The following is a 20,130-nucleotide window of genomic DNA, read 5'->3' on the forward strand; positions in this document are numbered from 1 at the left end:
CGGATGTGCAGCGGCAGCTTGGCTTTCACCGCGCCGCACCCGGAACAGGTCTTGGAGGAGGGGTACCAGCGGTCGGCGACTACGAGGCGGGTGGCGTGACGCTGGCGGGTCTTGCAGTCGAGCTGGCGGCGGATCTCGCCGAATCCGGCGTCGGCGATCCGGCGGGCCAGGCGCCGGTTGCGGAGCATGCCGGCGACGTTGAGGTCTTCGACCACGACGGTGCCGTACTCGGCGGTCACGGCGGCGGTGAGCTTGTGCAGGGCGTCCGTGCGCAGGTTCGCGACACGGTGGTGCACGCGGTTGCGGGCGGCGTTGGCCTTCTCCCACCGCTTCGACGGCTTGCGGCCGGTGCGCCGGTCAGGGCCCTGGCGCCGGGACACCGTGCGGGACGCGCGGCGCAACTGCTTCAGCGCGCCGTCGAGATGCCTCGGGTTGGGAACAGTACGGATCTCGCCCGTCGAGCCGGCCATCACCGCGAGGGTCTTCACGCCGAGGTCGATGCCGACCGTCGCGTCCGGGCGCGTAACGCGTTCGAGGTCCTGCTTCACCTCCACCTGGAACGAGGCGAACCAGCGTCCGCGCTCGTGCCGCACGGTCGCGGACAGGATCCGCGCTGTCTGGGCCTGCACCCGGCCGAGGAGCTTGACGGTGTGCTCGTGGGTGCGGATCGTGCCGAGCCGGGGCAGCGTCACATGGCGGCCGTCCGTGTCCACGCGGATCGTTCCGGTGGTGAACCGGCAGGCAAGTCGTGCCTTCCGCTTCGACTTGAACCGCGGCGCACCCACCCGCTTGCCGCGCCGCCTGCCCTGCTTGGACTTGGCGTAGTTGTCGAACGCGGCCGACGCGTTCGCCAGGCCGGTGGAGTACGCCTCCTTGGAGTTCTCCTCCCACCAGCCGGAGAATCCCGGGTCGGCGTGCTTGGCGGCGTTGAACGCCTTCCGCAGCGACGGCAGCGACCACGGCCGCCACTCGGTCAGCTCCGCCTCCGGGATGCCGTACGTCTCCTCGGCCTTGCGCTGCCACCAGGAGGCGGTCACCCAGCCGACAGCCCAGTTGTACGCCGCGCGGGCCGCCCCGCAGTGCGAGCGCAGCGCGGCCGCCTGGGAGGCGTTCGGGTCGAGCGCGAACCGGTACGCCTGCACCACGAAACCGGGCTGCGGCTGGAACTTCTTCACTCGGCAGCCTCGCCGGTCGCCACGGCCACCGCGCGGGCGGCCCGGTTCTTCGCCGCCCGCCGCCCGTACAGGCGCGCGCACATCGAGGTCAGCACCTCGGTGATGTCCCGCACCAGATCGTCGACGGTCTCGGCGGGGTCGAGGACTACCAGGCGCCGGCCGGACGCCGACAGCACTGCTTCGAGGTGCTCGACGCCGAACCGGGCGAGGCGATCGCGGCGCTCGACAACGAGCACAGCGGCGTCCGGGTCGGACAGGATGCGGTGCAGCTTGCGGCGGCGCCCGTTCAGTCCCGAGCCCACTTCTGTGACGACCTCGGCAACGGCCAGGCCCAGCCCGTTCGCACCGGCCACGACCCGGGCCGCCTGCCGCTCAAGATCGGTCTTCTGGTCAGCGGACGACACGCGGCAGTACGCCACCACCCGCCCGGACGGCTGGACAGCGACCTCGTCGACCAGCCACGTCCCGGACGGCGCCTGGCGGACAGGAACGGGCATCTTCCCGTCCCTCACCCACCGCCAAGCGGTCTGGTAGCTCACACCCTGCTGACGCGCCCACTCCGAAAGCTTCACACGATCAAGATACACGACTAGAGGTGACTATGAATGACTAGAAAATCTGTAGCAGTTGTCACCCCCGCGCCCGGCCCACGGCCAGAGCACGATGCCCGGCAGCACGCCGCCAGACGAGCCACTCCCGGCTGATTCCGGCTCACCCGTCACAACCGGCCCGGCCGATACGTCTCAGGTACGGAAGCCGCGTTTCGAGGTGAGACTCCTCTCTAGCAAGGAGCTGGTTATGAGCGAGCAGGCCGTGCACGAGAAGGCCGCGCTGGCTGCCGGGGCGGGCAGAACAACCGGCCGCGGGCCTGCCGGACAGCTCGCCCAGGCGGCCTCCTCGTCAACGCCGCTGCTCCCGGCTTCGTCGCCGCGGACAGCGGCGCCCGCAACCGCCACAGGCCGGATCCGGCGCCCGGCCGCGACGTGAACCGCCCTCGTCCGTGACGGGTGCGCGGCTGCCGCGGACAGGCACCGGCGCGCCGCAGCCGGCGCAGTGGGTCCCGGTGAGGCCGCGGCGCGGACACCGCGGTGCTGCCCGGCCGGGCCGGGCACGCTCGTGAACACCGACAGCGGCACCGGGACACACGCCGGCGCCGGGAGCTGTCCCGTGAGCGCGACGCCGGGGCGTGACATCGGTGAAGACGGGCGCTGCCGCGGCCCAATTTCCGTCCATGACGCGGCCAGAGAGATCCAGGGCACGGCGGGGACCGCCGGTCCGGGCTAGCGCGATGGACGACCGGGGGAGTACATGTACGACAACGATGAGCAGCGCTGGCGTGCGGTCCGGGAGCGGGACAGAGCCGCGGACGGACGGTTCTACTACGCGGTGAGAACCACCGGCATCTACAGCCGGCCCTCGTGCACGGCACGGCTGGCCCGCCGGGAGAACGTGGAGTTCCACGTGTCGCTGGAGGAACTGCACACCCGCGGCTACCGGCCCTGCCGCCGCTGCCGCCCGGGCGAGCGGGAACTCGACCGGTCCCACGCCGACATCGTGGCCCACACCTGCCTGCTGATGAACGAGGCGGTGGCGCCGCCGGACTGGGACGACCTCGCCCAGAGCATCGGCTACAGCCGCTTCCACTTACACCGCCTGTTCAAGTCCCTGACGGGAGTGACGCCGTACACCTACTGGGCGGCGGTACGAGCCCGGCGGGTGCGGGAAAGACTGATCCGGGCGCGGACCGTCTCCGAGGCGATCTACCAGGCAGGCTTCACCACCAACGGCCAGTTCTACTCCGCCGTCCCGGCGATACTGGGCATGACCCCGCAGGCGTTCCGCGCCGGCGGCGCAGGCGTCGGGATCCGCTCGGCCACGGGCACCACCGACACGGGGCCGGTGCTGGTGGCCGTGGCGGACAAGGGCGTATGCGCGGTCCTGGAAGGCCCGCAGAGCACCTTGCGTGCACAGCTTGCCGGACTCTTCCCCCAGGCCCGGCACCTGGGAAGTGACCCGCAGTTAGCGGCGCAGGTCACCCAGGTGCTGACCCGCCCCACGGCCCTGGACCCCGGCGCGCTGCTGCTCCCGCCGGACGTCCGCAGAGCCTGCCACCACGAGCGGATCCGCCAGTTGCTGCAGACCCGCCTGTACCCCAGGCCGGAACAGCGCACGCGCACGGCCTGACCCCGCGCGGACCCCTGCTTCCGGCCGCGGCGAAAGGCCCCGGGCCGGCGGCCCCCAGGCCCGAGTACAAGCGCAATTTTCTGAGTGCCAGAGGACTGGACAGATCCATAGCGTGGCGACACTCATTCGTCATGACGCAGGGGGCGGAACGATGGCACGTAAAGATCAAGGTATCCACAGACGCAACTTCCTGGCCGGGAGCGCAGCCGCCGGGGGAGCCGCATTCGTGACGGGAACGGCCCTGGCCCCGCCGGCCGCGGCTGCCGAGACGGCGGCCGAGCCGATCACCACGGTGACGCCCAGCGACAAGCGGTACCAGGACATGGTCCGCGGCTACAACCAGCGCTGGTCCGCCACGCCCGAGAAGGTCTGCCTCGCCGAGACGACGGCCCAGGTGCAGACGGTCGTCCAACAGGCCGTGCAGGGCGGCAAGCGCCTGACGGTGCGCAGCGGCGGCCACTGCCACGAGGACTGGGTCTACAACTCCGACGTCAACGTCATCCTCGACATGTCGAAGATGAACAGGGTCTACTTCGACACCAAGATGAACGCCGTCTGCGTCGAGGCCGGCTCCCAGCTCCTCAACGTCTACGAGCGGATGTACCGCTCCTGGGGCGTCACCATCCCCGCGGGCATCTGCTTCCAGGTCGGCGCCGGAGGCCACGTCAGCGGCGGCGGCTGGGGCCTGCTGTGCCGCCAGCTCGGCCTGGTGGTGGACCACCTCTACGGTGTCGAGGTGGTGACGGTCACCGCTGACGGCACCGCCGAGGTCACCGTGGCCACCCGGCAGGAGTCCGACCCGGACCGCGACCTGTGGTGGGCCCACACGGGCGGCGGCGGCGGCAACTTCGGCGTGATCACCCGCTTCTTCTTCCGTTCCCCCGGCGCAACGGGCACCAGCCCCGCCAAGCTGCTTCCGCAGCCGCCGGCCAAGGTCCTCGTGCACGCCGTGCAGTGGCCGTGGGCCGAGATGACCCAGGACCGCTTCCGGCGCCTGGTCCACAACTGGGGCGAATGGCACGCCAAGTACCTCGAGCCCGGCACCGTCAACGACCACGTGTTCAGCGCGCTGTGGCTGAACCACAAGTCGAGCGGCTACGTCGGCATCGTCACCCAGGTCGATGCGACCGTCCCGGACGCACGGAAGGTGCTGGACGACTACCTGGCCTTCGTGACCGACGGTGTGCAGGTGGCCTACGAGCCGATGACCGCCCACATGGGCGAGATGGCCGCCATGGCGGACCTCGGCGAGCCGCGTGAGATGCCGTGGTTCCAGGCCGTCCGCTACGCCGGCACCACCAACCCCACGCTCAACGACCCCAGCCTCAAGAGCGACAACAAGTCCTCGTACTACCGCACCGCCATCCCGGCGGATCAGATCGACAGGATCTACGAGCACCTGACCCGGGATGACCTGGTCAACCCCACCGCCAACCTGCAGTTGAGCTCGCTGGGCGGCCAGGTCGCCGCCGTCGCGCCGGACGCCACCGCCTTCCCGCACCGCGGGGCCGCCTACAAGGCCGCATGGTCGATCTGGTGGACCGACCCGGCCGAAGAGGCGATGTCGCTGCGGTGGCTGCGCGAGTTCTACCACAGCGTCTACGGCGACACCGGCGGTGTCCCGGTCATGAACGACGTGACCGACGGCTGCTACGTCAACTACCCGGACATCGACCTGAGCGACCCGCAGTACAACACCTCCGACGTGAGCTGGCAGGAGCTGTACTACAAGGACAACTACGCCAAGCTCCAGGAGATCAAGAAGAAGTACGACCCGCGCGACTTCTTCCACCACAGCCAGTCCATCAAGCTCCCCGGCGCATAGGGGAGAGGGGGAAGACCCTGACGGGAACCGGCCGGTGGCGCGATGCCGCCGGCCGGTTCACACGCGTCTGCACCCGCGGTGTTCTCCGCGCTCCTGCCACAAGCCCGCCCCCCGCGGGGGCCCGGTCCGCCGGGGCTGCGGCGGGGCGCGGGCGCCCGGGCAGGCGGGAGGCGGGTCAGGTGCGTGCGAGCCAGGAAAGCACGCGGTCGGCCGCGGGCTTCGAGGAGGCGACGGCCGCCTCGCTGCTGGGCCGCAAGTACAGCCAGTCTCCCGCGTACTCGACCGGCTGCGCCTGGCGGCGCGCGAACGCCCCGCGCAGGGCGAGTGCCTGCGGCGGTGCCTCCGGCAGCCCGTAGCGCCAGCGGGTCACCAGGTGCCCCGCGTACGCCTCACGTATCCCGTCGATGAACCGCTCGCTCTCGGCCAGGACCCGCTCGAGAACCTCCTCGTCGGGCAGGTCGTACACTTCGGCGGCCCGGCGCGGCGAGACCAGCAGGGTGACCAGGCCGCGGCCCGGGGGGACCCGGTGCGGGCACTTGTTGTGCTCCGCGGTGCCGCCGGACAGCAGCGAGTCCTCGCCCGCGGCCATCACGAACGCGTACAGATGCGGCCGGCGGGCGCTGCGGCGGGGCTCCAGGGGGCGGTCCAGCATGACGCCCACCCGGATCATGGTCGTGAAGGTCGACGCCTGCACGAACGCCTTCTCCTCCGGCGGCATCCCCGGGTAGAGCCCGGTGATCTGCGGGGCCGGCAGGGCCAGCACGGCGGCGCGGGCGGTGAGCCCGGTCCCGTCCGCGAAGCTGAGCCGGACGCCTTGCGCGTCCCGCTCGATCTGCTTCACCGGCGTGGACACGTGCACCTTGAGCCGTTCGGCGAGCGTCCTGGCCATGGTGTCCTGGCCGTCGCGGTAGGTCTGCCAGCGGTAGATGCCCCGGGTGCCCTGCATGATCGCCAGCATCGGCGCCGCCGCACTGCGCTCAGGCAGCCAGCCGAACGCCGCCGTGGCCACCGGCCCCAGGCAGCGGCTCACCAGTTCCCCCCCGTACTTCTGGCCGTACTGGGCCAGCGTCATGCCGCCGTAGGCGGAGTCCTCCGGGCGGTCCGGGTCGACCGCGCCCTTGCCCCGGCCCGAGACGAGCATCCGCACCATCTGGGCCCGGCCGCGCCAGCTGAGGCCGGCGCCGGTGAGCAGCGACTTGGGGTGCCCCACCCACGGGTGGGTCCGCCCGTCCTGCCACAGCCCCACCGGGTGCTGGATGCGGTGCAGTTCCCCACGCCGTTCGAGCCCCAGCTCCTCGATGAACTCCGAGGTGGCGGGGTAGCCGTACGGGCTGATGGTCTCCGCCCCGCGGTCGATGGTGTACCCGTCGATCCGCGCCGAGCGCATCCGCCCGCCGGGGGTGTCCTCGGACTCGAACACCTCGACCCGGTGGCCTTCCCGGGCGAGCCGGTACGCGGTGGTCAACCCGGCTATCCCCGCCCCCACCACCGCGATGTCGATATCGGTCACAGATCTTCCTCTCCTGGGGCGACGCGGCGCGCCGATGACGGGTGTGCGTACGGGCGCTGCGGCGGTGCGGGCGGTGCGGCGGTGCGGGCGGTCAGGTCCAACGGCCGCTGCCGAGGCCCTCCTTGCTGCCGAGCACCTGTTTGCGCAGGTCGAGCCGCCGCACCTTCCAGGTGGCGGTGCGCGGCACGTCGTCGAAGGGCACCAGGCGCGGCTCGCCGAGTTCGGGCAGCCCCCGGGTCGCGGCACGCCACTGCCCGGGGTCCAGGCGGTCGCCGGTCATGCAGAGCACCGGTACGGGCGGGCCGTCCGGCACGCCGAGCACCGTCACCTCCTGGGCGTCGGGCAGCCGGTCCAGCAGGAGGCTTTCCAGCTCGATGCCGCTGACGCCGGGGATGATGTCCACCTCGCGGTCGATCAGCTTCAGCCTCCCGAACCGGCCGCGTTCGCCCATGTCGCCGGTGTTCCACCAGATGCCGTCCACCTTCTCCCGGTGCCGCTCGGACTCGCCGAGGTAGTCCAGGCAGCGGGCCTTGGTGGCGGCCATCAGGAGGCCGGGTTCGCCCCGGCCCGCCCGGCGGCCGGTTTCGGCGTCGACCACTTTGACCCGGGTCAGACCGGGCGAGGGCCAGCCGATGTCACTGGTGACCGAGGACCCTTCGCGGACCTTGCGCATCCGGCCCCTGGTGAACAGCGTGAAGCACATCGGCCCCACCTCGCTCTGCCCCCAGCCCTGCAGCCACACCGGGAAGCGGCGGCCCGAGGCGTTCAGGAAGGTGCGGACGGTCCGCGGATGCACCGCGTCGAAGGTGCCCACGTAGAGCCGTACGCGCTTGAAGAGCTCCGGCTCGTCGCGGGCCAGTTCCTCCCAGCGCTGGAAGACGTTGGGGCTCGCCTCCAGGGCGGTGGGCCGGAATCTGCTGATCATCCGCTGCGCGGTGCCGGTGTCGTGCCGGGAGATGATCACGATCTTCTCCGGGGCCAGGACGAACTGCCCGGTCAGCCAGGAGATGGAGCGGCCGTGCGCGAACGATATCGAGGTGGCCGCCACGTCCCGGTGCTTGCTGGCCAGCACCGGGAACCGGATGCGTTCCATCTTCGCGACGCCGTCCAGCAGCGTCCTGGCGGAGTGCACGACGAGCTTGGGGATGCCGGTGGTGCCCGAGCTGTGCATGACCAGCATCGGGTCCCCGGCGCCGCCCAGGTGCACCGGCGGGGTGTCCGCGCCGGCCAGCCCGGCCAGGGTCAGCGCGTCTGGCGGAGCGCCCTCGCCGGGCTCGCCCACGACCACGACGCGGGTGCGCGGCCCGGCCAGCTCGACGCCTGCGGCAGCGGCCCGGGCCAGCGCGCCGGGGGAGACCACCAGGACCGACGGCTCGAGCCGGTCGAGCATCTTGCGGTGCGCCTCGGGCGTGTTGACCGCGGAGATGGTGGCGGGCAGCGCACCGAACCGGGCCACCGCGGCGGCGATCAGCACCATGTCGAGGTGGTTGTCCTTGATGATGGCCACCCGGTCGCCGCGCCGGGCACCGGCAGCGTGCACCCGGGCGGAGACATCCCGTACGAGCCCGGCGAGCTGGGCGGCGTCGTAGCGCACCCCGCCGTCCGGCGCGATGTCGAAGGGCCGGTCCAGGTGGGCGGCAGTCTGCTGCTTCGACTCCGCGTGCCAGTCGAAGAGCACGCCCAGATGAGTCGGGTGTACGCGAAAGACCATTCAGCTCTCCCCGGGACCGAATCACATGCATGAGCCGCTGATGGCTCCTGCCAGTGAGGCTCATCGCTGAAGTAGTGACCAAGCCTAGGAACCGGCTGGGCGCGCTGCTATAGCAACCGGCATGGCTATACGCGGACCGCGTATAGCAGGAATCAGCCGTTTGCCGGCGCAGAGGCCCAGGCCGGCGGCAGGAGGCGGCATCACCGGTTCAGCCCGAGCGGCTCCCTGTTCCGGTGGTGCGGGCGTGCGCGATCCGCCCGCCGAACAGGTCGGGCAGCGACAGGTCGAGCCCGTAGCGCTTCAGGCAGTCGGACCACCCGAGGTCGTCGACGCTGTCGAACCCGGCGGCGGCCAGTTCGGCGGCGATCTCGGCCGGGGTGAAGAAGGAGCGCCACGGCTCACCTGCCCGGGCCATGGCCTCGGCCTGCGCGGCGAGCGCCGGCCTGCGGCCGGGCGGCAGCGAGGCCGCAGGCTGGTTGTAGTCGAAGACCAGATCGGCCGGCGCGGGCAGGTGCGCCACGCCGCGTGCCGTCTCCAGCAGCGCGTCCCGGGTGAGGTAGAGAGCAACGCCCAGCAGCAGGAAGAACGACGGTGCCTGCCGGTCGAAGCCGGCCGCGGTCAGCCCGGCCTGCGCGGTCTGCTCCGCGAAGTCGACCGGGCAGAACACGACCGTCTCCGGTATCTCGATGCCGGCCTCGGCCAGCCGCCGGCGTTTCCACATCTGGGTTGCCGGGTGGTCGACCTCGAACACCCGCAGCGCCGGGTTGCCGTGCCGGTAGGCGAAGGTGTCCAGGCCGGCGCCCAGGATGACGACCTGCCGGGTGTGGGCGGCGGCGCGCAGCGCGTCCTCGGCCACCCGGTGGCGCAGTGCCATGAACAGCCGGACCTCGGCGGGCATGCCGGGCACCGCGGCCGGGGGCGGGCCGTTGCCGGGGCCGGCGAGGATGCGTGCCGCCAGCGGATCGGTGAAGACCCGCGGGGAGTCCGCGACCTGGTGCACGGCGCGGGCGCGGGCCGCGGTGAGCGCGGTACGGCTGGGCTGTCCCGTCTGCATCACCAGTCGCCTCCGGCAGCCGCCGGCCGCAGCGTGCGGGCGTAGCTGATCAGCTCCGAGCGCCGGTTGATCCCGAGTTTGGTCTTGATCGAGGCCCGTTGCGCCTCGATGGTGCGTACCGACAGGCCCAGCTCGCCGGCGATCTGCTGGTGTGTCAGGCCGTCGGCGATCAGCCCGAGCACCTCACGTTCCCGTCCGCTCAGGACGCCGCTGGGGCTGGTGTGCTGGTCGAACAGCGTGGCGCCGAGCGCCGGATGGAGGTACCGGCCGCCCGCGGCGAGCGCGTCGACCGCGGCGAGGAGCTCCTCGGCTGCGGCTTCCTTGGGCAGGAAGCCCTGCGCGCCGGCGGCCAGTGACTTCCTGGCCGAGTCCGCGTCGCTGTGCATGGTCAGGATCAGCACCCGGGTGGCCGGTGACACCGCCCGCACGGTGGGCAGGGTCCCCAGGCTCGAGGTGCCCGCGAAGTTCAGGTCGAGCAGCATCACGGTGGGCTGGTGCCGCCGGACCTGTTCGACGGCGCCGCCCAGGTCCGCTGCCTCGCCGACGACCGGGTAGCGGTCGTCGGCGAGCAGGGTGCGGATGCCGCAGCGCACGACCGGATGGTCGTCGCAGATCAAAACGGTCGGCCGGCGGGTGGAGTTGTGCGGCGTCATTGCTGGTCTGTCCCCTCGTGCGCCGGGTTTCTGGGCAGTACGAGGGTGACGAGCGTGCCGGTGCGGCCGGAGTCGACGGCCAGGTACCCGCCCGCTTCCCGGGCCTGGGCGTGCATGGCGCTCAAGCCGAAGTTCGGGCGGGTGGTGGCCTGCGCGAAGCCGCGGCCGTCGTCGCGCACCGTGCAGATCAGCCGGCCGGCTCGTACGGTCATGCTCACCCAGACATGCGTGGCGTCGCTGTGCTTGACGGTGTTGTGCAGTGCCTCGCGCACGATCCGGTAGGCGGCCGGGTCGTTGCCCGTCCACCGGCCCGGGGCCGCGGTGTGGTCCTCGACGAGGATGCGGATGCCCGTGACCGACTGGAGGCGTTCGGCGGTGGCGGCCAGCGCACCGGGCAGGTCCGGCGCCGGCAGGGCGGGCGGGTCCGAACCGCCGATCAGGCGGCGCAAGTCGGCGATCTCGCGGTCCAGTAACAGCTTCAGATCGGTGCCCAGCTCGCGGGGCAGCGGGCCTTCCCGGGTGAGCGCCCGGTGCAGCCGGATACGGGCGACGGCCAGGGTCTGCAGGACCCCGTCGTGCAGGTGCTGAGCCAGCGGGGGCGACACGCCGCTCATCGCTCCCCCGGAACGCGTGCGGCGAAGAGGCAGACCGCTCCGGACCGCACCGTGGCGACATCGGTGAACCGCAGGCGCAACTGCTCATCCAGGTCTTCCAGCCGGTCGCCGAGGTTGCTGAACACCTCGCTGCTGTTGAGCTTGACCAGCATCTTCGCGGACCGCCGGGTGTGATGAGGGCCCTCGCCCAGCACGGTGCTGCCGAAGACCCGCGCACCCGGCCGCAGGAACGGCAGCATGTGATCGAACACCACCGACTTCTGGCGCATCGACCCGGGAAGGCAGTGCAGCAGGAAGCCCATGCCGACCGAGTCGAACCGCGCGGCCCCGAGGGCGAACGGTTTGAACGCGTCACCGGCCACGGTCTCGGGACGGTAGCGCCTGATGCGCCGCGCCGCGGTGGCCAGCACCACCTCGTTCAGATCAAGCAGGGTGACAGCCGGTGCTTCTGCCGGAAAGCGGCACTTCTTCAGAAACCACCCGGTCCCCGGACCGATATCCAGATGCGACGCGCTGATCTGCCGGTTGTAATGCGCCAGCATTTCACCGCGTGGACAGCGCCACATGAACCGGCTCATCATGCCGAGCACAAAGATGTCATAGGCGGCGAGCATGGGCCGCCGATACGCCTCGGCGGCGGTCCGGATGCGCGCCTCGGTCGGCTCCGGAAACCCGGTCCGCGCCTGGTCGGATTCCATGTCCATCGTTCCGGTCAGTCCCGGGTTGCGACGATGAACTGGCCCCCGGCCAGCCGGTCGTCGGGCCGCCCGTACCGCAGCCCCAGATCGTCGCGCTCGGTGACCGCCACGGACCAGCCCTGGCCGGCCACCCAGTCCCGCCCCCGGGGGCCGAGCCCGCCGCGGACCATGGCGCTGATCCGGTCCGCGCCGGGGGTGCGCAGCGCGGCGGCTGCGGCCCTGGGGTCCGGCCCGGCCTTGCCGGAGTGCTCGAACACCAGCCGGCTGCCCGGCGCGGACAGCCGCCCGACGTCAGTGATCACACGGCGTGCCTGGTCCGCGGTCAGATACGGCAGGACGCCCTCGGCGACCCAGGCGGTCCGCCTGCCCGGGTCGAAGGAGCTGCCGGCGAGGTTCGCGGCGAAGTCCTCGCGCAGGTCGGCGTGGACGGCGGTGCGCGAGCGGCCGGTCGGCCCGGCACCGGCGAGCACCTCGTCCTTGAAGGCGAACACCGACGGCGTGTCCACCTCGAACACATCCGCGCCGGGCACCGGCAGCCGGTAGGCGCGGGCGTCGAGACCGGCGCCGAGCAGCACCACCTGGGTGCAGCCGTCCGCCACCGCACCGCACACGAAGTCGTCGATGAACCGGGTGCGCACCACCCCCCGCGAGTAGAACAGGTCGACCCAGGCGAGCAGCGACGGCCACTCGTCCGCGCCGAGCACCGTCTTGGCCGCATCGACGAACGACTGCGCGTACGGGTCGTGGAACATCCGGTCCGCGCGGCCGGACTCCCTGGCCCTGGCCATCGCCACCGCGACCGCGGTGACCCCCGCCCCGGCCAGCCTCGGCGGCGCTGCTGACGCGTCCATTATCGTCTCCTCACACCCCGGGAACCAATTGAATAAGTGAAGCAGCGTGCCCGAAATTACGTCAATCTATTCGGCAGGACGGCGCCGGCCCCGCCCCGGGGATGAGGCGCACTCATTCCCTGGAACCAGGCCATTCGGGTCTCTCGGCCGAAGCGGAACCGAAGAATTCCCGGCTACTGTGGAATGCGGGTTCGCTGGCCAAATGTGAAGGGAATACCCGTGTCGACATTCACTATTGAAGAGCTGATGGAGATCCTGGTGGCCAAGGCGGGGCTTCCCCGTTCCGCGGTCACCGGCGATCCGAGTGCCACGCTGAGTGACGTCGACCTGGACTCGCTGGCGCGCCTGCAGCTCCAGGTGGAGATCGAGGACCGCTACGGGTTCGAGATCGGCGAGGCGCAGGCGGCCACGACCTTCGGCGAGCTCGTGGCGATGGTCAACGAGGGACTTCGCGAGCACGCGGGATGAACGGCGACCGCCGCATCACGGTCACCGGGATCGGTGTCGTCGCGCCCGGTGGCGCCACGCGCAAAGCGTTCTGGCAGTTACTCACCGACGGCCGCACCGCGACCCGCCGCATCTCGCTGTTCGACCCGGCGCAGTTCCGCTCACAACTGGCCGCCGAGGTCGACTTCGACCCCGTCGCCGCAGGTCTGACGCCCCAGGAAGTCTTCCGCAACGACCGCTCCGTGCAGTTCGCACTGGTCGCCGCCGACGAGGCGATGGCGGACTCGGGGCTGCTGCCGGCCGCAGAAGCCGGCCACGACCGGATGGCGGTGTGCCTGGGCAGCGCGGTCGGCGCGAGCACCCGCCTGGAAGACGAGTACGTGGTGGTCAGCAACGGCGGCCGGGACTGGCTGGTCGACCCCGAGTACGGCTCCGGTTTCCTCTACCAGGCATGGATCCCCAGCTCCCTGGCCGCCGAAGCCGCCTGCCGCTACGGCGCGCACGGCCCCGCCTCCGTGGTCTCCACCGGCTGCACGTCCGGCCTCGACGCGATCGGGCAGGCGTACCAGCTGATCCAGGACGACATGGCCGACGTCGTTCTCGCCGGCGCGAGCGACGCGCCCATCACGCCGATCTCGATCGCCTGCTTCGACGCCATCGGCGCGACAAGCGCCCGCAACGACGACCCCGAGCACGCCTCCCGGCCGTTCGACGCGACCCGCGACGGCTTCGTGATGGGCGAGGGAGCAGCCGTGCTCATCCTGGAGGAATACGAGCACGCCCGGCGGCGGGGCGCACACATCTACGCGGAGATCCTCGGCTACGCCGCCCGGTGCAACGCCTTCCACATGACCGGGCTGCGCCCGGACGGCGCCGAGATGGCCGCCGCGATCGGCAGCGCGCTTGACCAGGCACGGATGGATCCCGCCGCGCTGGACTACGTCAACGCGCACGGCTCGGGCACCAAGCAGAACGACCGGCACGAGACGGCCGCGTTCAAACGCAGCCTGGGCGAACACGCCTACCGGGTGCCGGTCAGCTCGATCAAGTCCATGGTCGGGCACTCCCTCGGCGCGATCGGCTCCATCGAGGCAGCCGCCACCACACTGGCCATCGAGCACAACGTGGTGCCGCCCACCGCCAACTACCGTGAGCCGGACCCGGAGTGCGACCTGGACTACGTGCCCAACACCGCGCGCGACCACCGGGTGGACGCCGCGCTCTCGGTCGGCAGCGGGTTCGGCGGCTTCCAGTCGGCCCTCGTGCTGGCCCGGGTGCGCTGATGGCCGCCGTCGTCACCGGACTCGGGGTGGTCGCACCGACCGGCATCGGAGCGGACGAGCACTGGCGCGCCACCCTGGCCGGCGAGCTTGCGGTGCGGCCCATCGAGACGTTCGACACCAGCCGCTACCCCACCACACTGGCCGGCCAGGTCACCGACTTCGACGTGCACGAGCACGTGCCCGACCGGCTGGCCGTCCAGACCGACCGGTGGACCTGGCTGGCGTTCGCCGCGGCCGGCATGGCCCTGGCCGACGCCGCCTACGACCCGGCCGCCCACGACCCGTACGCCACCTCGGTGATCCTGGGCAGCGGCTCGGGCGGCAACGAGTTCGGCCAGCGCGAGATCCAGGCACTGTGGAGCCGGGGCCGCAAGGCGGTCGGCGTCTACCAGTCCATCGCCTGGTTCTACGCCGCAAGCACCGGACAACTGGCCATCCGCCACGGCACCAAGGGGCCGTGCGGGGTGGTGGCCTCCGATGCGGCATCCGGCCTCGACAGCCTCGGCTGGGCCGACCGTACGCTGCGCCGCGGCACCGGCGCCGTGCTGGCCGGCGGCACCGAGGCCCCGCTGTCGCCGTACGCGCTGGCCATCAACTCCGGCACCGGCCGGCTCTCCAGCGCGACCGACCCGAAGGCCGGCTACAAGCCGTTCGACCGGGCGGCCAACGGCCATCTGCCCGGTGAGGGCGGCGCCGTGCTGGTGATCGAGGACTCGGCCGCCGCGCAGGCCCGCTCCGCACCCGCCGGATACGGCGTCATCGCCGGCTACGCGGCCACCCACGACGCGCACCGTGACCGCGGCGCCGCGCCGGACGGGCATCAGTACGCCCGCGCGATCGCACTGGCCCTCAAGCGGGCCGGCGTCCGGGCGGACGAGGTCGACCTGGTGCTGGCCGACGGCGCCGGCCGCAGGGACGCCGACGCCGCCGAAGCGAGGGCTCTGCGCGCGGTGTTCGGCCCGCTCGCGGTGCCGGTCACCGCACCGCAGGGGCTGGTCGGGCGGCTGCTGTCCGGCGGCTCTGCGCTCAACGTGGCCACGGCGCTGCTCGCGATGCGCGACGGTGTCATCCCGCCGGTGGGCAACCTGGACGATCCCGATCCGGCCTACGGCCTGGACCTGGTGCGCCAGCCGCGTGCATGCAGGCTGGAGACCGTCCTGGTCACGGCGCGCGGCCAGGGCGGATTCAACAGCGCGGTGGTGCTGCGCGCCTGCCGGGGCCGGCGCCGGTGACAACCGCCGCCGGCCCGGTCCCCGGCATACAGCCCCCGGCCCCGAAGGCGCCGGGGGACTGATCACCGCGTCACCCCCGTACGGGGCCGGCCGGGCTCCTTCGCGATAAACCCCCGGGGCGGCTTTACGGCGCCGGCGCCCGTGTCCAGGAACGGGCGCCGGCGCCGGGCGGTCTTGACGGCTCCGCCGTAACGCCCGCAATTCGGGAGCGATTCCGCAGATCCCGCTGATGCCTCAGCCCTATTCCCGGCGCTGGCTGATTTCGTGTTTACGGTCCGCGTGCCGGGCATGAGGACGGGCGCAGCCTTGAGAAGGCGCGTTACCTGCTGTCTGTCCGCCTGTCAACTGCCGGGAAGCGCACTGGCATTATCCTGCCACTGGCCCGCCCGGCCGGCGTGCTGCGGCCCTGCCGCCTGCGGTGCCGGCGGGCCCGGACCAGTCCTCCGTGCGCGAGGCGGAAGCGGAGTTCTCCGGCAACGGTGAGTTCCTCAGCGGTCCACGCAGCGTGTGCGGCGCGCATCGTGTGCGCACCGGCCCGTCCGGACGGCGATGTCACCGGCATTGTCGCCAGCCAGCCGGAATACCAGTCAGTACACCGGGCATCCATGCAGGCGAAAGCGATGAACGGTTCGTTCAGATACGTGATGTTTTGATAATTTCAATGGTCCCCCCGGCCGGCGTGCCCGGCCTTCTGCCTGCCGCGGGCGGACCAGAACCATCACGGCGTCATCTGCTGCGGTGTCCATCTTCTGTATGCATACTGCAATGCCGCCGGGCTCCGGATGCCGGTGGTCTTGCGCAATGCCAGCGGCGGGGTGTACACCGTCATGGACTCCCGCTCAGTGGACGCCGACCGCGCGTATGACTGGCCCGGGAACGAGATCGTGGTCATGGGCGGCGAAGGCGCCGCGGGCGTCATCTGCGCCGGGAAGCCGCCGGGTCCGGCGACCTAACGGCACTCGCAGCCCACTTGTCGAGGAGTATCGGCAGGAACTCATGCATCCCTACTAGCCGCCGGACATGGTCTGGTGGACGACGCTGTCGACCCCTGCGGAGACCAGGGAAATTCTGGTCAACTCCCTGGCGATACTGCGCAGTACGTATTCTGACCTGCCGATGTGGAAGAACGGTAATCCCCACATGTGAAATCGCTGCACCCGCGACATTGCCAGCGTACGTTGCCGCGAAACACGAGGAGTGTGAAGATGCCGGTTACGTTGCCGAACCGTGGGAGATCCGATTGTGAGCAGTGTTTTCTTTTTGAAGAGCCCGCAGACGGCTACATCGTTCCCAGGACACTATCGGTTGGAGTATGCAGTGGTTCCAGCGTATACCGAGCAGGTGTGAAGACCGTGCTGCGTGAGATTCCCGGGATCGATGTGGTGATCGAACTGGATACATCGCGCTACGATCCCCGGCTGCTGCAGGAATACCGGCCGCGTGTGCTGCTGATGGACTTGGACGGTTTCGACCTTGAGGATCTGCTGGGCAGGCGTGTGCTGGGCCGGACGGTGGAGCAGGCGGTGAAGGTGCTTGTGCTGTCGGCCAGTCTGGACCGCCATACTGCGATGAGGGCGCTGCGCGGCGGAGCCGAGGGGTTCTTGCACAGGGACACGCCGGTGCGGGGGCTGGTGGATGCCATCCGGGCGGTTGACCAGGGCGGTGCGGCGCTGGATCCGCAGGTGGCGGGCGACCTGGTGACCGTGCTGCGCAGCGGCGGCGGCCCGGAGGCGGGCACGGGGCCGGTCAACGGGGCGAAACTCACCCCGCGTCAGCGGCAGATCCTCGGTCTGATCGGCCACGGGCTGACCAATGTGGAGATCGCTCATCAGCTGCAGCTGGGCCGGCCCACGGTGAAGTCGCACATCTCCGCGCTGCTGCGGGTGCTCGACCTGCGCGACCGGACTCAGCTGGCGGTGTATGCCTGCGTGCACGGCTTCCGGGCCCAGGCCAGTGCTGCCCGGCTGGCAGCCGGAGACTGAAGCAGGCGTCTGAGCAGCGCCGTTGCGGATTTCCCGCAGCCGGTTTTCAGGTTTCCCGTCAGAATCTTCACGGGATACCGCTGATGCGGAGCGGGGGCGTGCAGGGGGATCATCCCCTCATGAGTAAACCACCGGTCAGCCGAGTTCATTCCGCTGAGATAGAGCCCTATCGGGCGCGCGGCGGGCATCTGCGTATGGTGCTTCATCCCGGTTCGGTGGGCAGCCGGTCCGGCTATATGGGCACGGTCGTGCTCCAGCCCGGGGAACACGTGGTGGAGCACTTCCACCCGTACTCCGAAGAGTTCCTGTATGTCGTCAGCGGCGATCTGGTGCTCGAAGCCGAGGGCGACAACTGGACGCTGGGTGCCGGTGACGGAATTTACGTGCCCATAGGCAAGCGGCACCGGCTGCGCAATGTGGGCACGGCCGAGTCGCTGACCGTCTACCACATCGGCCCCCTGGCGCCGGACCCGTCGCTGGCGCATGTGGACACCGAAGTCCTCGGCGAAACCGGGACGGAGGGCTCCGACGCTGCGGCGGGCACGGCCCGCATCCTGTTCATGATGACGGTCGCCGAGGAAAAGAAGGAGGAGTTCCTGGCCGCCTACGAAAAGGTCCGCTTCAGCGTCGCGGCAACCCCGGGGCACATGCGCGACCAGATCTGCCAGGCGCCCGACGATCCGGAGAAATGGCTGATCGTCAGCGAATGGAAAACCATGGACGATTTCTTCGCCTGGGAGAAGTCGGAGGAGCACAAGGATCTCGTCAGGCCGATGCGGGCATGCTACTCGGATCCTGAACTCCGCAGCTTCAGCGTGGTCGCCGAGACGACGGCGGCACGGCCATGAGCAAAATCTCCACGAACGAAGGCCTGATGACCTATATCAACGTCTTCCGCTGCAAGCCCGAGAACCAGAAGGCGTTGTCCGTTGCGATCCGCAAGGAAACCGACGAGGTGATCCGGCACATGCCCGGATTTGTGTCGGCCAACGTGCACTGCAGCGTCGACGGCAGCCGGGTGACGAACTACGCCCAGTGGAGCGAGCTCACGGCGTTCCAGGAACACATCCGCAGCGAGGCGGGCCGCGCGCTGATTCTCGAACTGCACAAGTACGCGGACGACGCGGACGTGCAGGTGTACCAGGTCGACTGGATCGTGTCCGGCGACGGAGAGGGACCGCAATGAAGGGCGCAAAGGAACTGTGGGAGGCCGTGTACGCATCGGTCGATGCCGGCGACTTCGCTGACGTGGTCGAACTGTGCATCCCGGAAGTGGAGATCCACACCGCTTCCCTGGAGAAGACCGGCGCACAGCAGCTCATCAGCATGTTCGTGCAGCAGCGCGGACTGTACCTGGAGATGGACCGCAAGGTCGACGGGATCATCGAGTCCGCGGACGGCAGCGCACTGTCGGCCGAACTCACGCTGTCCGGCGTGCCCAAGGGCACCGGCCAGCGGGTGACCTGGAACGTCGTGGAGACCGTCCGCGCCGACGCCGGCCGCATCGTGTCCTGGCACGCCATGCTCGACCGCACCGGCCTGGTCGAGCGGATCCGCTCCCTTCAGCGGTGACCGCCATGGCGGCTGGATCGCCCGTACGCCGTGAAGTCGAAGTCGCCGACGGCGTGGTCGCGGTGGTGAACGGCGACGGCAGCGCCGGCCAGTCGAACAGCGTGCTGCTCCTCGGCGGGGGCGGGCCGGCCACGGTGATCGACACGATGCTGCTGCCGGAGATGGCAGCCGGCATCGTGACCGCGCTGGCCCGCCGGGGCCGCGCCGCCGAACTGGTCGTCAACACCCACGTCCACACCGATCACATCGGCGGGAACCTGCTGTTCGACCAGGTGCCGATCCTCGCCCATCCGCGCTCCGCGGCGGGGATGCGGAAGATGATCGGCGAGCCGGGACTGCCCGCGCTGCTCGCCAGGGTGATGCCGGCGTTCGCCGACCGGCTGGCGGACTGGGACAGCGTGGCGGCCCAGCCGGCACCGGCCGCCGGCATCGAACAAGCGCTGCCCGGCGGCGCGCGCGTGCTGGAGTTCACCGACACCCACTCAGCCGCCGACCTGGCGGTGTGGCTGCCTGCCGAACAGGTGCTGGTCACCGGCGACCTGTGCTTCTCCCAGGTGACGCCGCTGGCCGTGCACGGGCGCGTCAGCCGCTGGCGGGCGGCACTGGACCGGCTGATCGCGCTGCGCCCGACAACCGTCCTTCCCGGCCACGGCCGGCCGGCCGGGATCGAAGCACTGCGTGAACTGGCCGACTACTTCGACCGCGTGCTGGCCGCCGCCCGCCTCGCCCACGCCGGGCAGTTGTCCGCGGAAACAGTGTGGGCCCGGTTCGACCCGGGCCCGGCAGCGGGCTGGCTCGAACCGGAACGAACCCTGGTCAACATCCAGGTGGCTCTTGCCGAGATAACCGGACAACCCTTCCAAGGAGAACACCGTGTCCGACAAGATCAAGATTCGCCGCATCCTGACCGAGGCATTCTCCCAGGGCAAGCCCGAGGTCCTGGACGAGCTGATGACCGAGGACTTCGTCAACCACAACGCGCCTCCCGGAATGGACACCGGACGTGAGGGCGTCAAGTCGGTGATCCGGATCGAGCGGCAGGGCTTCCCCGACCTGAAGGCCGACATCATCCGCGACTTCGAGGACGGCGACTTCGTCATCCAGCACGTCCAGCTCACCGGCACCCACACCGGCACGGTGTTCGGCGTCGAGCCGACCGGCCGCACCGTCAGCTGGAACGAGATGCACATCGCCAAGATCCGTGACGGCCGGGTGAGCGACCACTGGGCCTGCAACGACCTGCACGTGCTGCTCACCCAGCTCGGCCAGATGACGCCGCCGGACACCTCCGCGTTCCGTCAGGCCACCGCCCGGTCCTGACGGGCACCGCACGCCGCCG

The 20,130-nt window shown here is 70.7% G+C and carries 22 protein-coding genes; 13 read left to right on the forward strand and 9 right to left on the reverse strand.

The annotated features are described in order from the left end of the window. Positions 1-1,175: IS607 family element RNA-guided endonuclease TnpB (tnpB, locus tag B124_RS30895; protein WP_496506299.1), on the reverse strand; the 1,175-nt coding region annotated here is incomplete at its 3' end. Beyond that, positions 1,172-1,747 carry an IS607 family transposase gene (locus B124_RS30900; RefSeq protein ID WP_496506300.1) on the reverse strand — a complete coding sequence of 192 codons (576 nt, stop codon included), beginning with the start codon at positions 1,745-1,747 and terminating at the stop codon, positions 1,172-1,174. The genes tnpB and B124_RS30900, both read right to left, overlap by 4 nt. Positions 1,748-1,973: 226 nt before the next feature. On the opposite strand from B124_RS30900, the gene B124_RS30905 reads away from it, so the two are divergent. The 3 genes from B124_RS30905 (at position 1,974) to B124_RS30915 (ending at position 5,184) form a co-directional block, all read left to right on the forward strand. Then, positions 1,974-2,162: a hypothetical protein gene (locus tag B124_RS30905; protein WP_496506301.1), complete on the forward strand. Its 189-nt coding sequence runs from the start codon at positions 1,974-1,976 to the stop codon at positions 2,160-2,162. Between the two features lie 321 nt (positions 2,163-2,483). Continuing rightward, entirely contained in the window at positions 2,484-3,359 is an 876-nt protein-coding gene (locus tag B124_RS30910; protein ID WP_496506302.1) for a bifunctional transcriptional activator/DNA repair enzyme AdaA, read from the forward strand. Between the two features lie 226 nt (positions 3,360-3,585). Beyond that, entirely contained in the window at positions 3,586-5,184 is a 1,599-nt protein-coding gene (locus tag B124_RS30915; RefSeq protein ID WP_496506303.1) for an FAD-binding oxidoreductase, read from the forward strand. Positions 5,185-5,359: 175 nt separating this feature from the next. Here B124_RS30915 and B124_RS30920 read toward each other — a convergent pair whose 3' ends face one another. The 7 genes from B124_RS30920 to B124_RS30950 all read right to left on the reverse strand — a co-directional run bounded on the left by B124_RS30920 (position 5,360) and on the right by B124_RS30950 (position 12,275). After that, positions 5,360-6,694 carry a protoporphyrinogen/coproporphyrinogen oxidase gene (locus B124_RS30920; protein WP_496506304.1) on the reverse strand — a complete coding sequence of 445 codons (1,335 nt, stop codon included), beginning with the start codon at positions 6,692-6,694 and terminating at the stop codon, positions 5,360-5,362. A 91-nt stretch (positions 6,695-6,785) separates the two neighbouring features. Then, complete coding sequence (locus B124_RS30925) at positions 6,786-8,405, reverse strand: class I adenylate-forming enzyme family protein (protein WP_496506305.1); 1,620 nt, start codon at positions 8,403-8,405, stop codon at positions 6,786-6,788. Positions 8,406-8,613: 208 nt separating this feature from the next. Then, positions 8,614-9,459, reverse strand: a complete 846-nt coding sequence (locus tag B124_RS30930) for a class I SAM-dependent methyltransferase (RefSeq protein WP_496506306.1) — start codon at positions 9,457-9,459, stop codon at positions 8,614-8,616. Further along, entirely contained in the window at positions 9,459-10,112 is a 654-nt protein-coding gene (locus B124_RS30935; RefSeq protein WP_496506307.1) for a response regulator, read from the reverse strand. Before B124_RS30935 ends, B124_RS30930 begins: the two co-directional genes overlap by 1 nt. Further along, complete coding sequence (locus B124_RS30940) at positions 10,109-10,726, reverse strand: sensor histidine kinase (protein WP_496506308.1); 618 nt, start codon at positions 10,724-10,726, stop codon at positions 10,109-10,111. The genes B124_RS30935 and B124_RS30940 overlap by 4 nt, the downstream gene beginning before the upstream one ends. Next, complete coding sequence (locus tag B124_RS30945) at positions 10,723-11,424, reverse strand: class I SAM-dependent methyltransferase (protein ID WP_496506309.1); 702 nt, start codon at positions 11,422-11,424, stop codon at positions 10,723-10,725. The genes B124_RS30940 and B124_RS30945 overlap by 4 nt, the downstream gene beginning before the upstream one ends. A 14-nt stretch (positions 11,425-11,438) precedes the next feature. Then, the gene (locus B124_RS30950) at positions 11,439-12,275 is read right to left on the reverse strand and encodes a class I SAM-dependent methyltransferase (RefSeq protein WP_496506310.1); all 837 of its coding nucleotides are present in this window, start codon (positions 12,273-12,275) and stop codon (positions 11,439-11,441) included. Between the two features lie 219 nt (positions 12,276-12,494). Here B124_RS30950 and B124_RS30955 point away from each other — a divergent pair, with 219 nt between their 5' ends. From B124_RS30955 to B124_RS31000, 10 genes are all read left to right on the forward strand, one after another. Then, a complete protein-coding gene (locus B124_RS30955) occupies positions 12,495-12,743 on the forward strand; it encodes an acyl carrier protein (RefSeq protein WP_496506311.1) in 249 nt (82 codons plus the stop codon). After that, complete coding sequence (locus B124_RS30960; protein ID WP_496506312.1) at positions 12,740-14,005, forward strand: beta-ketoacyl-[acyl-carrier-protein] synthase family protein; 1,266 nt, start codon at positions 12,740-12,742, stop codon at positions 14,003-14,005. The genes B124_RS30955 and B124_RS30960 overlap by 4 nt, the downstream gene beginning before the upstream one ends. Then, positions 14,005-15,237 carry a beta-ketoacyl synthase N-terminal-like domain-containing protein gene (locus tag B124_RS30965; RefSeq protein WP_496506313.1) on the forward strand — a complete coding sequence of 411 codons (1,233 nt, stop codon included), beginning with the start codon at positions 14,005-14,007 and terminating at the stop codon, positions 15,235-15,237. Before B124_RS30960 ends, B124_RS30965 begins: the two co-directional genes overlap by 1 nt. 695 nt (positions 15,238-15,932) lie before the next feature. Then, positions 15,933-16,190: a carboxyl transferase domain-containing protein gene (locus B124_RS30970; protein ID WP_496506328.1), complete on the forward strand. Its 258-nt coding sequence runs from the start codon at positions 15,933-15,935 to the stop codon at positions 16,188-16,190. Positions 16,191-16,580: 390 nt separating this feature from the next. Next, on the forward strand, positions 16,581-17,219 hold the full coding sequence (locus B124_RS30975; protein ID WP_496506314.1) for a LuxR C-terminal-related transcriptional regulator: 639 nt from the start codon (positions 16,581-16,583) through the stop codon (positions 17,217-17,219). Between the two features lie 119 nt (positions 17,220-17,338). Next, entirely contained in the window at positions 17,339-18,067 is a 729-nt protein-coding gene (locus B124_RS30980) for a cupin domain-containing protein (protein WP_496506315.1), read from the forward strand. Next, positions 18,064-18,405 (forward strand): antibiotic biosynthesis monooxygenase family protein, encoded by a 342-nt coding sequence (locus B124_RS30985; protein ID WP_496506316.1) that lies wholly within the window; start codon positions 18,064-18,066, stop codon positions 18,403-18,405. Before B124_RS30980 ends, B124_RS30985 begins: the two co-directional genes overlap by 4 nt. Beyond that, positions 18,402-18,791, forward strand: coding sequence for a nuclear transport factor 2 family protein (locus tag B124_RS30990; RefSeq protein ID WP_496506317.1), 390 nt, complete (start codon positions 18,402-18,404; stop codon positions 18,789-18,791). Before B124_RS30985 ends, B124_RS30990 begins: the two co-directional genes overlap by 4 nt. Before the next feature lie 5 nt (positions 18,792-18,796). Further along, the gene (locus B124_RS30995) at positions 18,797-19,798 is read left to right on the forward strand and encodes an MBL fold metallo-hydrolase (RefSeq protein ID WP_496506318.1); all 1,002 of its coding nucleotides are present in this window, start codon (positions 18,797-18,799) and stop codon (positions 19,796-19,798) included. Then, positions 19,743-20,111: an ester cyclase gene (locus B124_RS31000; protein ID WP_496506319.1), complete on the forward strand. Its 369-nt coding sequence runs from the start codon at positions 19,743-19,745 to the stop codon at positions 20,109-20,111. The genes B124_RS30995 and B124_RS31000 overlap by 56 nt, the downstream gene beginning before the upstream one ends. Positions 20,112-20,130 lie beyond the last annotated feature (19 nt).

The organism is Streptomyces sp. CNP082 (assembly GCF_059570535.1).